The sequence below is a fragment of the Streptomyces roseus genome, from assembly GCF_001044425.1.
GTDB lineage: Bacteria > Actinomycetota > Actinomycetes > Streptomycetales > Streptomycetaceae > Streptomyces > Streptomyces roseus.
Genome location: NZ_LFML01000122.1, coordinates 794 through 14,171 on the forward strand (window position 1 = coordinate 794; position 13,378 = coordinate 14,171).

Here is a 13,378-nt window from a genome sequence, read left to right on the forward strand (position 1 = left end):
GAGCGGCCTCGGCCTCGGTCACCGCGGCGGCCGGAGCGGCCTCGGCGGCGGTCCCACCGGGCGGGCCCGCCGGCCGCGACGCGGCGCGGCGGCGCCTGCGCGGGGGCAGGTTGTCGCTCGGGCTGCCGCTGTCGGCGCCACCGGTGGTGTTGTTGGTTTCGTTGTCGAGCATGCGGGCGGTTCTCCCGTCACGCCCCCGGGCGCCGCGGCTGACTTCCGGTCCGGCACGGTTCCGCGCGATCAGCGCGGTCCCGGCCTCCGGGGCGCGTTCGCCACACGGGAGCTGTAGTCCATGGCCGCCGGTTCCGTACGTCTTGTCGTACGGCCTGGCGGAAGTCTTCAGGTCTGTGCGCGGCCCGACCCAGGTGGCTCCCGAGTGCCAGGGCTGCGCGACGACGACGATCCCTACGCGGCGGGACCTTCCGGCGCCTTCGCGTCGGCTGCTACGGCGGCCGTGGGTGGGGCGGCCGTGACAGCCTCGCGGTCGGGCGCGAGCGGGTCGGTCACCGTGCCGGACTCCTCGTCGAAGAGCCCCTGCGCCAGCCTGGTCACCGCTGCGGGGACCGGCGGCGCCAGGTCGGCCACAGCTTGGAGACCGGACAGGACGTCGTCGGGTCGAACGGCAGGTGTCAGATGCCGAACAACCAGCCGCAGTATCGCACAAGCACTGTCCGGCGTCCTATCAGCCGGGGCGGGAACCGTCTCGAGGCTCACCACGGCCCCGCGGGTGTCGAAGGTGCGCATGCCGTTCTTGGTGCGGCGCTGCACCTCCACCGCCTCGGCGGCGAGGAAGGCCTCGACCGCGCGCTGGGCGTCGGCGCCCTCCACACCCTCCAGCCGCAGCTCCCACACGGAGGCGGTCAGACGGTCGGCGAGCCCGGAGGTACGGGCCTCGACGGCCTCGGTGATGTCGAGCCCGACCGGCATCGACTCGTCGAGCAGCTCGCGCAGCTTCTCGGGGTCGCGGGGCTCCGCGAGGGCGATCTCCAGGTACTCCGCCTCGCTGCCGGTCCCGGTCGGCGCGGCGTTCGCGTACGACACGCGGGGGTGCGGGGTGAAGCCGGCCGAGTACGCCATGGGCACCTCGGCGCGGCGCAGGGCGCGCTCGAACGCGCGCTGGAAGTCTCGGTGGCTGGTGAACCGGAGGCGGCCGCGCTTGGTGTAGCGCAGTCGGATGCGCTGCACCACCGGTGCGGGGGGCGGGCCTTCGGGCTGTCGCTTGCCCAGTGGTTCTTCTCCTTGTGCGGGGCTCCGCGGCTCGCGCGTCGCCCTGAGGTCTGGTGAGCCGGCGCTCTCCGGCTCACCCTCGCTTGCGCCAGGAGATCTCGGGAGCGGCGGGCGTGTCGCCCACGGCTGTCGTACTACCCAGAGTACGCGCCCGCGACCTCGCCGGTTCCCGGCCGGGGCCCCCGAACAGGGCCCTTCGCACCTCGGCACGCACCTCGCGGACGGTGTTGCGGACGGTGCGCCACACATCCCGTACGACATGTCCGACCGGTGTCAGCACGTGCCGGTACACCTGCGCCGCCGGCCAGCCGACGAGCACCCACCCGAGCAGCCGGACTCCGCGCCAGACCGCGCGCACGATCCGCCCGGCGACGTGCCAGGCCCAGACGAGCACCTGCCCGAGCGGCGCGAGCAGGTACCGGTACACCCCGAGCCCGACCGGCCGCAGGACGTACCGGTGGAACACGGCGCCCGTCCACGCCAGCGCCTGCCCGGCGGGGGTGAGCACGTACCGGTGGAGCACCGCGCCCACCCGGGCCAGTCCCCGTCCGACGGGGGTGAGCACGTACCGCCACAGCCCGACCCAGGGCCAGACGAAGAGGGTCATGGCGAGCGCCCACAGCAGCCACGACACGCCCTTGGCCAGCGGAGCGAGCAGGTACCGCAGTCCGCCGCGCCCGACCCAGGCCAGAGCCCGGCCGAGCGGGCGCAGGAGGTACGCGTACAGGCCGCGGCCGACGGGCGCGAGCAGATGCGCGTGGAACGGCTGGAGCACGTACCGCCACAGCCCCACCCAGGGCCACACGAACACCAGCTTGAGCAGCACGGTCAGCACCAGGCCGATTCCACGCAGCAGCGGCTCCAGCACGTACACGGTGAGCGGCCCCAGCAGGTACCGGTGAACGGCCTGCCCGAACGCGACGAGCAGATCCCAAACCACCCGTACGGGCAGTACGACGATCAAGGCCACGATCTTGACGGGCACCCGCACCACGCCCACGAGGCAGCCCTCGCCACCGTCCGGGACCTGCCGCTTGTCGAGTTCCATACCCGTAAGGACACCCAAAACCCCCCGGCCGTTGCGGCTCCGGCCTGTGGAAACACGGATGTCCCCCGCCTTCCGACGGGGGACATCCGTGTGGTGTCACGCGCTCTTCGGGCCGCCGCCCACGACGCTCAGCGGGAGCAGCTTCTGGCCCGTCGGGCCGATCTGGATGTGGGTGTCCATCTGCGGGCAGACGCCGCAGTCGAAGCACGGGGTCCAGCGGCAGTCCTCGACCTCGGTCTCGTCGAGGGCGTCCTGCCAGTCCTCCCAGAGCCAGTCCTTGTCGAGACCGGAGTCCAGGTGGTCCCAGGGCAGGACCTCCTCGTAGGTGCGCTCGCGGGTCGTGTACCAGGCCACGTCCACGCCGTAGGCCGGCAGCGTCTTCTCCGCGGCCTGCATCCAGCGGTCGTACGAGAAGTGCTCGCGCCAGCCGTCGAAGCGGCCGCCCGACTCGTACACGGCGCGGATGACGTCGCCGATGCGGCGGTCACCGCGCGAGAGGAGGCCCTCGACGATGCCCGGCTTGCCGTCGTGGTAGCGGAAGCCGATGGAGCGGCCGTACTTCTTGTCGGCGCGGATCTTGTCGCGGAGCTTGCCCAGGCGGGCGTCCGTCTCCTCGGCCGACAGCTGCGGCGCCCACTGGAAGGGTGTGTGCGGCTTCGGCACGAAACCGCCGATCGACACCGTGCAGCGGATGTCGTTCTGGCCGGAGACCTCGCGGCCCTTGGCGATGACGTTGACCGCCATGTCGCCGATCTGGAGCACGTCCTCGTCGGTCTCGGTCGGCAGGCCGCACATGAAGTACAGCTTCACCTGGCGCCAGCCGTTGCCGTAGGCGGTGGCGACGGTGCGGATCAGGTCCTCTTCCGAGACCATCTTGTTGATGACCTTGCGCATGCGCTCGGAGCCGCCCTCGGGGGCGAAGGTCAGGCCGGAGCGGCGCCCGTTGCGGGTCAGCTCGTTCGCCAGGTCCACGTTGAACGCGTCCACGCGGGTCGACGGGAGGGACAGGCCCACCTTGTCGTCGGTGTAGCGGTCCGCGAGGCCCTTGGCGATGTCGGCGATCTCGGAGTGGTCCGCGGAGGACAGCGAGAGGAGGCCGACCTCCTCGAAGCCGGTCGCCTTGAGGCCCTTCTCGACCATCTCGCCGATGCCGGTGATGCTTCGCTCCCGCACGGGGCGCGTGATCATGCCGGCCTGGCAGAAACGGCAGCCGCGGGTGCAGCCGCGGAAGATCTCGACGGACATCCGCTCGTGGACGGTCTCGGCGAGCGGGACCAGCGGCTGCTTCGGGTAGGGCCACTCGTCGAGGTCCATGACCGTGTGCTTGGACACGCGGTACGGGACGCCCGACTTGTTCGGCGCGACGCGCGCGATGCGGCCGTCGGGCAGGTAGTCGACGTCGTAGAAGCCCGGCACGTAGACCTGGCCGGTCTTGGCCAGGCGGAAGAGGACCTCTTCGCGCCCGCCCGGACGGCCCTCGGCCTTCCACGTGCGGATGATCTCGGTCATGTCGAGGACGGCCTGCTCGCCGTCGCCGATGACCGCGCAGTCGATGAACTCCGCGATCGGCTCGGGGTTGAAGGCCGCGTGGCCGCCCGCGAGGACGATGGGGTGGTCGACCGTACGGTTCCTGGCCTCCAGCGGGATGCCCGCCAGGTCCAGGGCCGTCAGCATGTTCGTGTAGCCCAGCTCCGTGGAGAACGACAGGCCGAACACGTCGAAGGCGCCCACGGGGCGGTGGCTGTCCACGGTGAACTGCGGCACCTTGTGCTCGCGCATCAGTTCTTCGAGGTCCGGCCACACGCTGTAGGTGCGCTCCGCGAGCACGCCCTCGCGCTCGTTCAGCACCTCGTACAGGATCATGACGCCCTGGTTGGGCAGCCCGACCTCGTACGCGTCCGGGTACATGAGCGCCCAGCGGACGTCGCAGGATTCCCACGGCTTGACGGTGGAGTTGAGTTCACCGCCTACGTACTGGATGGGCTTCTGCACATGCGGGAGCAGAGCTTCGAGCTGTGGGAAGACCGACTCGGACATCACGCGACTTTCGTGAAGCGGGCAGGGGGCGACTCTCAAGCGTAACCCGAGGCGCAGCCGCCCCCTGCCGCCGTGATCGGCGCCTAGCCGCCCAGCTCCGCCCGGAGCGCGGGGTCGGCGGCTTGTGCCCATACGTCCACCAGCTCCTGCTCATCCCGTGCGGCCAGGGCCTCCTCGCGGGCGTAGAGCACGCCCCAGGTGAATGCGGACTCGCCCGCTCCGGCCGCTTGCGCGCCGAGGCCGCGCAGGGCTTCGCGGGCGACGACGCTGTCCTGGTGGTCGCCGAGCAGGCTCTGGACCGATTTCACGGCCTTGGCCAGGTGTTTCGCCGGCTTTCCGAGCTCGGGTACGGCCGCTTCCGCCGCATAGCGGGCGCGTTTGGCGGCTTTGCGGGCCTCGTGGAGGGCGAGGTCGCGCTCCACGCCCGGGTCCAGGTCGAGTGCGCCGGCGACCCGCTTGGCGAGCCGCTCGTGGTCCTTGAGTACGGCCTTGGGCACGGGCCGGGCGGCCGGCTCGGCGGCGCGCGGGAGCAGGGGCGGCTCGGCCAGCAGCGCGTCGAGGGCGTCGAGCAGGGCCGTGTACCGCTTGGCGTCGAGGGCGGCGACGGCCCGCCGCCGGGTTCCCGCGCGGCGCGCGTTGTTCCACGTCCGCAGGCGGCCGCGGACCGGGCCGACCACGAGGGCGCGGGGGAGCTCGGTGAGGTGGGTCTGGATGCGGTCGTAGAGGACTTCCTGGTCCCGGTCGAGGCCGAGTTCGGCGGCGAGCCAGCGCAGTTCCTCGCCGAGCGGATCGGTGACGGCGCGGTCCAGGATCTTGCGGTACGTCTTGAAGGCGCTGCGCGCCCGGCGGCAGGCGACCCGCATCTGGTGGACGGAGTCGGGCAGGTTGCGGCGGACGGCCGGGTCCTGGGCGACGAGGGTGTCGCGCTGTTCGCGCAGGTACGAGAGGACCAGCGCGCCCGCGGTGCCCTCCTCGGCGGCGGGGCGGGGCCGGGCCGGCGGCTCGGTGCCCGTCTCGGCGAGGGCCCGGGCCAGCTTCGACGGGGCGTCGCAGACCTTGAGCCCGGCCTTGCGGAACCTCTTCTCGACGGCGTCGAGGAGCGCCGGGTCGGCGCCGTCGGCGAGCTCCACCTCGACCTCGGTCCAGGAAACGGCGGCCTCGTCCCGTTCGGCGCGGACGGCGTCGGTGGAGAGCTCCGCGAGGAGCATGCCCTCGGCGTCGAGGAGGTGGCTCACGCGGCGCGAGGAGACCAGGCGGACCTGGGGTTCCAGGGCGGCGTCCCGGACCCGGGAGCGGACCAGGGCCGCGAGGGCGCGCGGGACGGTGTCGGCGAGGGGGGCGCCGATCTCGTCACGGACGCCCGGGGCGACGGGCAGTTTGAGGTGCCAGCCGGCGTCCGCGCCGCCGGTGCGCCGCCGCAGGGTGAGGCCGTCGGCGGCGAGTCGCTGGTCGGGGGTGTCGTAGTAGACCGCGTCGAGGTCGACGGTGCCCTGGTCGGCGACGGACGCGATCGCGTCCGTGCCGGTCAGGTCCGGGATTCCGCGGCGCGCGGCCTTGTCCGTCGTGAACTCGAATTTGCGCTCGATCTCGCGTTTCGTGTCCGCCATGCATCGAACTTAATCCTGAACGGATCACGACGGCAGGGTGAACGGGGGATCCGCGGCCGAACCGGCCGAAGATCGGCCCCGCTAGGCCGACATCGGCCGTTGCACCCGGATCGACTGGAGTAGCCCGACCGCCACCCAGACGGCGAACATGGACGAGCCTCCGTAGGAGACGAACGGCAGTGGGAGGCCGGCCACCGGCATGATCCCGAGGGTCATCCCGATGTTCTCGAAGGCCTGGAAGGCGAACCAGGCGATGATGCCTGCGCACACGATCGTCCCGTACAGCTCGGTGGTCTCGCGGGCGATCATGCAGGCCCGCCAGAGGATGATGCCGAGCAGGACCAGGATGAGCCCGGCGCCGAGGAAGCCGAGCTCCTCCCCCGCCACCGTGAAGACGAAGTCGGTCTGCTGTTCGGGCACGAACTGGCCGGTGGTCTGCGAGCCCTTGAAGAGCCCGGAGCCGGTCAGCCCGCCCGAGCCGATCGCGATGCGGGCCTGGTTGGTGTTGTAGCCGACGCCGGCGGGGTCCAGTTCGGGGTTGGCGAAGGCCGCGAAGCGGTTGATCTGGTACTCGTCGAGCACGCCGAGCTGCCAGATCAGGACGGCCCCGGCCGCGCCGGATCCCATCAGGCCGACCACCCAGCGGTTGGAGGCGCCGGAGGCGAGCAGCACGCCGAGCACGATGACGACCATGACCATGACGGAGCCGAGGTCGGGCATCAGCATGACGATGCCCATCGGCGCGGCGGCCAGGCACAGCGCCTTGACGACGGTGCGGTGGTCCGGGTGGACGAGGTCACCCGCGTCCACCCGGGTGGCCAGCAGCATGGCCATGACCAGGATGATCGTGATCTTGACGAACTCGGAGGGCTGGAGCGAGAAGCCGCCGCCGATCACGATCCACGCGTGGGCGCCGTTGATGGTGGCGCCGAGCGGGGTGAGCACGGCGAGGATCAGCACCAGGGAGAGCCCGTACAGGATCGGGACGGCGCCGCGCAGGGTGCGGTGGCCGAGCCAGACGGTGCCGATCATCAGCACGAGGCCGATGCCGGTGTTCAGGGCGTGCCGGATGAGGAAGTAGTACGGGTCGCCCTGGTTGAGCTGGGTGCGGTTGCGGGTCGCCGACCACACCAGCAGGGCGCCGATGAAGGACAGGGCGAGCGCCGAGAGGAGTATCGGCCAGTCGAGCCGGCGCAGCACGGAGTCGCGCGAGGTCAGCTTGGCCATCGTGCCGCGCTCGGGCGCGTACCGGGATACGGAGAACTTGTTCGCGGTCTGCATCGGGGTCTCAGTCCTGCCGCGCGGCGGGTGGTGCGGGGGGACCGGCGAGCGCGGGGGGCGCCAGGTCCTCCGGGGACGGGGGCACGTACGGCTTGATGTCGGGGGCGTCGATGGTTCCGTCGGGCCCGATGGTGGGGAGCTTGGCCTCCGGCTTGAGCAGGAAGGCCTTCTCGGTGTCCTGCTTGCCGGACATGCTCAGACCGTAGATGGCGTTGTAGATGTTGCGGACGGCGGGTCCGGAGGCACCCGAACCGGTACCGCCCTGGGAGATCGTCATCACGATCGTGAAGTCCTCGGTGTACGTGGCGAACCAGGAGGTGGTCTGCTTGCCGTAGACCTCGGCGGTACCGGTCTTGGCGTGCATGGGGATCTGCTTCTGCGGCCAGCCGCCGAAGCGCCAGGCCGCGGTGCCGCGGGTGGCGACGCCCTCCAGGGCGGCGTTGATCTTGACGCGGGTGGCCTCGGTCATGGGCAGCTTGCCGTGGGACTGCGGCGGGATCGGCTCGACGTGCTTGCCGTCGGCGCTGATGACGGCCTTGCCGATGGTCGGGTTCCACATGGTGCCGCCGTTGGAGATGGCCGCGTAGATGGTGGCCATCTGGATCGGGGTGACCAGGGTGTCGCCCTGTCCGATGGAGTAGTTGATGGCGTCACCGGCGCGCATGAGGTTGCCTTCGAGGCAGTTCTCGTAGGAGAGCAGCTCGACGTAGGTGCCGCCCTTCTTCCCGCTCTTGCACCACATGTCCTTGTTGGCCTGCCAGAACTTCTGCTTCCACGCCCGGTCGGGGACCCGGCCCTTCTCCTCGCCCGGCAGGTCCACGTGGGTCTCGGCGCCGAGGCCGAACTGGTGGGCGGTCTTGTAGAAGATCTCGGCCGGGGGCTTCTTCGGGTGGAGCCCGCCGTCCTTGATCCACTGCTGGTGGCCGAGGGCGTAGAACACGGTGTCGCAGGAGACTTCGAGGGCGCGGCCGAGGGTGATGTTGCCGTGGCCCTGGGACTCGAAGTTCTTGAAGACCTGGCCGCCGATGGCGTACGAGCTGGGGCAGGGGTAGTCCCCGTCGAAGTCGTAGCCCGCGTTGACCGCGGCGGCGGTCGGGATCACCTTGAAGATGGAGCCGGGGGCGGCCTGGCCCTGGATCGCCCGGTTCATCAGCGGGACGTTGGCCTCTTTGGCGGTCAGCTTGGCGTAGTCCTTGCCGGAGATCCCGCCGACCCAGACGTTCGGGTCGTACGTGGGCATGGAGGCCATGGCCACGACCCGGCCCGTCTTGGACTCCAGGACGACCACGGCGCCGGCGTCGGCCTTGTAGGGGACGCCGGTGTTGCGGTCGATCTGCTTGCGGGCCTCGACCATGGCCGCGTTCAGCTCGTACTCGGCGACGCCCTGGACGCGGGCGTCGATGCTGGTGACGAGGTGGGCGCCGGCGACGGTGGGGTCGTTCTTGGCCTGGCCCATGACCCGGCCGAGGTTGTCGACCTCGTAGCGGGTGACGCCGGACTTGCCGCGCAGGGTGCGGTCGTACGTGCGCTCCAGGCCGAAGCGGCCGACCTGGTCGGAGCGCAGCAGCGGGGAGTTGGTGTTCTTGGCCTTCTGGATCTCGTCGTCGGTGACCGGGGAGAGGTAGCCGAGCACCTGGCCGGTGTTGGCGCCGCCGGGCGCGGGGTAGCGGCGTACGGCGGTGGGCTCGGCGGTGATGCCGGGGTACTCCTCGGGGCGTTCGCGGATCTGGAGGGCCTGCTGGGTGGTGGCCTCGGTGGTGACCGGGATCGGCTGGTAGGGGGAGCCGTTCCAACAGGGCTTGGGGGTCTGGGAGTCGCAGACGCGGACCTTGTTCATGACGTCCTGCGGCGTCATGTCCAGCACGCCCGCGAGCCGGGTCAGGACGCCCTTGCCCTTGTCCTTCATCTTCATCAGCGCGGTGCGGCTGGCGGAGACGACCAGGCGGGTCTCGTTGTCGGCGAGGGGGACGCCGCGGGCGTCCAGGATCGAGCCGCGGACGGCCGGCTGGACGACCTGCTGGACGTGGTTGCTCTTGGCCTCGTGGTAGTACTCGGCGCCGTTGCGGACCTGGAGGTACCACAGGCGCCCGCCGAGGGTGCAGAGGAAGGAGAGGAGGAGCACCTGCATGATCACGAGTCTGATCCGCACGCGGGAGGTGCGGCCGGTCTCGGGGGCGTTGGTCACGGGAGCTCCTCCCTCACAGCTTCTTGACGCTCTTCACACTCTTGATCGCCTTGACGCCCTTTATCCGGCCGGCCTTGTTGGCGCGGCCGCGTGCGAGCCCGCGCCGCAGGCCGCCGCGCTGGCTGCCGATGCGCAGGCCGGTGCCGCCGGCGAGCCAGCCGGAGGACACGTCGGCGGCCGTGCTCTGGCCGCCGCCCGCTTCGACGGCCATCGGGTCGTTCTCGGCGCGGCGGGCCAGCGCCATGATGAACGGCACGGTGAAGGGGGCGAGCAGCAGGTCGTAGAGGGTCGCGGTGAACAGCAGCCCGGTGAGTCCGACGTGGCGGGCGGCCGTGTCGCCGACGAGGGCGCCCACCCCGGCGTAGAGCAGGGTGGAGCCGATCGCGGCGGCGACGACGGTCAGCATCGGGCCCCAGGCGGAGCGGAACCGCCCGGAGTCGGGGCGGGCCAGGCCGGCGGCGTACCCGATGACGCAGAGCACGAGCGCGTACCGCCCGGCGGCGTGGTCGGCGGGCGGGGCCAGGTCGGCGAGGAGTCCGGCGGCGAAGCCGATGAGCGCGCCGCTGAGGTGCCCGTACACCAGGGCGAGCGCGACGACGGTGAGCAGGACCAGGTCGGGTACGGCGCCGGGCAGTTGCAGCCGGCCCAGGACGGAGACCTGGACGACGAGGGCGACCACGATCAGCGTGGCCGAAAGCAGGATCCGGTTGAAGCGCATGACGGTCAGCTCCTACTCGTCGGCCGGCTTGCCGGGCACGCTGGCGGACGGCGAAGGCGTGACGGTGACGGTGACCGTCGGGGTGGGCTTCACCTCGGGCTTGGGCGGCAGTACGGCGTCGCGCGGGTCCTCGCGGGGCGGCATGACGACGACGCCGACGATGTCCAGGCGCGAGAATCCGACGAAGGGACGCACCCAGACGGTGCGGGTCAGATCGCCGCGCGAGGGGTCGACCTTGACGACCTCTCCGATCGGGACGCCGGGTACGAACGGCTTGTTGCCGCGGGAGCCGAAGGTGACGAGCCGGTCTCCGGGGGCGACCTTGGCCTTGCCGTTGAGCATCTGGACGGAGAGGGCGCGGTCGCCCTGTCCGGTGGCGAAGCCGAGCTCGCCGGTCTTCTCCAGGCGGGTGCCCACGGTGAAGTCGGGGTCGTTGGCGAGGACGACGGTGGCGGTGTCGGGGCCCACGGTGGCGACCCGGCCGACGAGTCCCTCCCCGTTCAGTACGGTCATGTCGCGTTCGATGCCGTCCTTGCTGCCGGCGTCGATGGTGACGGTCCAGGAGAAGCCCTGGGCCGCTCCTATGGCGATGACCTCGGCGCCCTTGATTCCGTACTGTCCGGCGCCGGCCCGCTTGAGCATCTCGTCGAGCTCGTGGATGCGGCTGCGGGTCTGGTCGTCGCTGCCCAGCTTGGCCTTCAGGGCGGCGTTCTCGCGCTCCAGCGTGGCGATGCGGTTGTGGCGTTCGCCGGAGTCCCTTACGGCCCCTATGGCGTTGGCGACGGGGTCGACCGCGGTCGCGACCCCCTTCTCCACGGGGCCGAAGGCCGCTGCGGCGGCCTGCCGGGCGCCGTCGACCGGAGACTCCTCGCCTGCCCTGATGTCCACCGTGATCAATGCGAACGCGATGGCGATCAGAAGCACCAGGAGCAGCCGGCTTTCTCGTGTGTCCCTCACGTGCGGCGGCCGTGCCTTCCTCGTCGGAAACTTATGGGTCTGTATATCAACGATCCGCCGCACGGGCGCGGCAGCACCCGTACGGCGGATCCTTGTGTTCCGCATGGCCCCCGGACGGGGGTGTGTCAGCGCCGGGGCTGGGCGTCCAGAACCTGCTGGAGTGCCTCGAACTCCTCCACGCACTTGCCGGAGCCGAGGGCGACGGAGTCGAGCGGGTCCTCGGCGATGTGGATCGGCATGCCCGTCTCGCGGCGCAGCCGCTCGTCGAGTCCGCGGAGCAGGGCGCCGCCGCCGGTCAGCACGATGCCGCGGTCCATGATGTCGCCGGAGAGCTCGGGCGGGCACTTGTCGAGGGTGGTCTTGACCGCGTCGACGATGGCGTTGACCGGCTCCTCGATGGCCTTGCGGACCTCGGCGGCGGAGATCACGACCGTCTTCGGGAGGCCGGAGACCAGATCCCGGCCGCGGATCTCGGTGTGTTCGTCCTTGTCGAGGTCGTAGGCCGACCCGATGGTGATCTTGATCTGCTCGGCCGTGCGCTCACCGAGGAGGAGCGAGTACTCCTTCTTGATGTGCTGGATGATCGCGTTGTCGAGCTCGTCGCCGGCGACCCGGATGGACTGCGCCGTGACGATTCCGCCGAGGGAGATGACGGCGACCTCGGTGGTGCCGCCGCCGATGTCCACGACCATGTTGCCGGTGGCCTCGTGGACGGGCAGGCCCGAGCCGATGGCGGCGGCCATGGGCTCCTCGATGATGTGCACCTGGCGGGCGCCGGCCTGCGTGGACGCCTCGATGACGGCGCGGCGCTCGACTCCGGTGATGCCGGAGGGGACGCAGACCACGACGCGCGGACGGGCCAGGTAGCGGCGCTTGTGGATCTTGAGGATGAAGTACCGGAGCATACGCTCGGTGATCTCGAAGTCGGCGATCACGCCGTCCTTGAGGGGCCGTACGGCGACGATGTTGCCGGGCGTCCGGCCGATCATCTTCTTCGCCTCGGAGCCGACCGCCAGGATGCCACCGGTGTTCGTGTTGATGGCGACCACGGACGGCTCGTTCAGGACGATCCCCCGGCCCCTCACGTACACCAGCGTGTTGGCGGTCCCGAGGTCGATCGCCATGTCACGGCCGATGAACGACATGTTGTTCCCCTTGTTCCCCATGAGGAGCGTCTGGCCTTCCAGTTGATAGCGGCTGCTGTCAGGTCGGCGAGGTGGGTGTGTGGGTGGAGGCCCCATCGTAATGCCGCAAGTACGAACACCGCGCGACGGGACTCCGGCAATCCCGCCGGAACCGAAACCCGCCCCCTAGTGGTGACGACGTGTCCTGCACATGCGTTCCCGCTCCCGCCCGGTAATACCGAAGGGCGACCGAAATTACTTCGGTCGCCCCAGGTCATGAGCGCTATTCGGCTGATGTTACGTCAGGAAGGACTCGTCAGAGCGAGGGGAAGAACAGCTTCAGCTCGCGCTCCGCGGACTCCTCGGAATCCGAGGCGTGGATCAGGTTCTCCCGGGTGACGGTGCCGAAGTCCCCCCGGATGGAGCCGGGCGCCGCGGCGATCGGGTCAGTGGGTCCGGCCAACTGGCGGACACCCTCGATCACGCGTTCCCCTTCCACCACCAGGACCACGACCGGACCGCTCGCCATGAAGCCCATGAGCGGCTCGTAGAAGGGCTTGCCCTTGTGCTCGCCGTAGTGGGTCTCCAGGGTCTCCTGGTCCAGCGTGCGCAGCTCCATCGCGGGGACGGTCCAGCCGGCCTTCCGCTCGATGCGGCCGATGATCTCGCCGATCAGGCCCCGCCGGACGGCGTCGGGCTTGAGGATGACGAGCGTGCGCTGGGTCATGTTGCGGCTCCTTGCGGCATACGGGTGCGGTCCGACGAGGCTACAGGGAGTCAGCGGGGCCTTCGCGCGGACCCCGGGCCGCGCCGAACGGGCCCGGAGGAGCGGGGCCGCGCGGCCTCAGGCCTGGGCCTCGCCCTGCGCCGCCGCCCAGCGGGCCTTGATCGCGTCGATCTTGGTTCCGTAGTGCACCGAGCACCACCACAGGCCCGCGAACGCCGCGCCCAGGATGAACATCATCGGGACCACGAACCCGCTCAGGATCAGCCCGATCTGGAGCGCCCAGCCGATCTGGACGGCGCCCGGACGCGAAAGCATCCCGCACAGCAGCACCGACAGCAGCATGGCGATCCCGCAGACCGTCCAGACCGTGGCCTGGGTCAGATACGGGTTCTTCATGGCCACCAGCCCCGCGAAACCGATCACGAAGAACTCGCCGATCAGCGTCGAAGCACACAGCGTGCGCATCC

General features: G+C 70.7%; 11 protein-coding genes. All 11 read right to left on the bottom strand.

Annotated elements, in window-relative coordinates:
* Positions 1 to 405 precede the first annotated feature (405 nt).
* The 11 genes from ACS04_RS26580 to ACS04_RS26630 all read right to left on the bottom strand — a co-directional run bounded on the left by ACS04_RS26580 (position 406) and on the right by ACS04_RS26630 (position 13,376).
* Entirely contained in the window at positions 406 to 1,185 is a 780-nt protein-coding gene (locus ACS04_RS26580; protein WP_048479428.1) for a TIGR03936 family radical SAM-associated protein, read from the bottom strand.
* A 115-nt stretch (positions 1,186 to 1,300) separates the two neighbouring features.
* Complete coding sequence (locus tag ACS04_RS26585) at positions 1,301 to 2,275, bottom strand: hypothetical protein (RefSeq protein WP_048479322.1); 975 nt, start codon at positions 2,273 to 2,275, stop codon at positions 1,301 to 1,303.
* Between the two features lie 96 nt (positions 2,276 to 2,371).
* Positions 2,372 to 4,315: a TIGR03960 family B12-binding radical SAM protein gene (locus tag ACS04_RS26590; RefSeq protein WP_209441785.1), complete on the bottom strand. Its 1,944-nt coding sequence runs from the start codon at positions 4,313 to 4,315 to the stop codon at positions 2,372 to 2,374.
* 80 nt (positions 4,316 to 4,395) lie between these two features.
* Positions 4,396 to 5,919: a CYTH and CHAD domain-containing protein gene (locus ACS04_RS26595; protein WP_048479324.1), complete on the bottom strand. Its 1,524-nt coding sequence runs from the start codon at positions 5,917 to 5,919 to the stop codon at positions 4,396 to 4,398.
* A gap of 81 nt (positions 5,920 to 6,000) precedes the next feature.
* Positions 6,001 to 7,200, bottom strand: coding sequence for a rod shape-determining protein RodA (gene rodA, locus ACS04_RS26600; protein WP_048479325.1), 1,200 nt, complete (start codon positions 7,198 to 7,200; stop codon positions 6,001 to 6,003).
* Between the two features lie 7 nt (positions 7,201 to 7,207).
* The gene (gene mrdA / locus ACS04_RS26605; protein WP_048479326.1) at positions 7,208 to 9,385 is read right to left on the bottom strand and encodes a penicillin-binding protein 2; all 2,178 of its coding nucleotides are present in this window, start codon (positions 9,383 to 9,385) and stop codon (positions 7,208 to 7,210) included.
* A 13-nt stretch (positions 9,386 to 9,398) separates the two neighbouring features.
* A complete protein-coding gene (gene mreD, locus ACS04_RS26610; RefSeq protein ID WP_048479327.1) occupies positions 9,399 to 10,103 on the bottom strand; it encodes a rod shape-determining protein MreD in 705 nt (234 codons plus the stop codon).
* A gap of 12 nt (positions 10,104 to 10,115) precedes the next feature.
* Positions 10,116 to 11,060 (bottom strand): rod shape-determining protein MreC, encoded by a 945-nt coding sequence (mreC, locus tag ACS04_RS26615; RefSeq protein WP_048479328.1) that lies wholly within the window; start codon positions 11,058 to 11,060, stop codon positions 10,116 to 10,118.
* A gap of 125 nt (positions 11,061 to 11,185) precedes the next feature.
* Entirely contained in the window at positions 11,186 to 12,205 is a 1,020-nt protein-coding gene (locus ACS04_RS26620) for a rod shape-determining protein (protein WP_008738981.1), read from the bottom strand.
* Between the two features lie 295 nt (positions 12,206 to 12,500).
* The gene (gene ndk, locus ACS04_RS26625; protein WP_048479329.1) at positions 12,501 to 12,911 is read right to left on the bottom strand and encodes a nucleoside-diphosphate kinase; all 411 of its coding nucleotides are present in this window, start codon (positions 12,909 to 12,911) and stop codon (positions 12,501 to 12,503) included.
* A gap of 117 nt (positions 12,912 to 13,028) precedes the next feature.
* Complete coding sequence (locus tag ACS04_RS26630) at positions 13,029 to 13,376, bottom strand: DUF4233 domain-containing protein (protein WP_048479330.1); 348 nt, start codon at positions 13,374 to 13,376, stop codon at positions 13,029 to 13,031.
* Between the last annotated feature and the right edge of the window lie 2 nt (positions 13,377 to 13,378).